Origin of the sequence: Pseudoalteromonas sp. S1612, assembly GCF_005887175.1 — a bacterium.
GTDB classification, from domain to species: domain Bacteria; phylum Pseudomonadota; class Gammaproteobacteria; order Enterobacterales; family Alteromonadaceae; genus Pseudoalteromonas; species Pseudoalteromonas undina.
This window is the reverse complement of the sequence record NZ_PNDH01000177.1, coordinates 1-365: the sequence shown is the minus strand read 5'-3', so window position 1 is coordinate 365 and position 365 is coordinate 1. Positions and strand designations below refer to the sequence as shown.

Annotated in this window: 1 pseudogene; it reads right to left on the bottom strand. The window is 37.5% G+C overall.

The features are described from left to right. Positions 1-365, bottom strand: a pseudogene (locus CWB78_RS18590) (hypothetical protein); the annotation flags it as partial.

The following is a 365-nucleotide window of genomic DNA, read 5'->3' as shown; positions in this document are numbered from 1 at the left end:
TTTTGCTAGATATTGACCTAATATCGGTGCATTACCTGCACCACCAGCGTGAACTTCCGATAAATCCATTATTTTTAGTTTATTATATTTTTCAATAAACCCGCCATTAGTCCCCTTTGATGAGAATCTGATCCGTCCTTCTATATCTTTATCTAGATCACCCAACATAACTAAAGGCTCAATTAAGAAAACAGGTTTAAATGGTTTACTGCTTTGTACGTTGATGCTTCTTTGTATCCACTTTACCGGCCTTGTTTCTTGTTCTTTTGCTTTTGTTAAATCATTACGGTATTGCGCTAAATAGTAGTCGCGAGCATCGTGCACAAGTGACGCAACATCTAAAGCAATATTAGAACCACAACGCC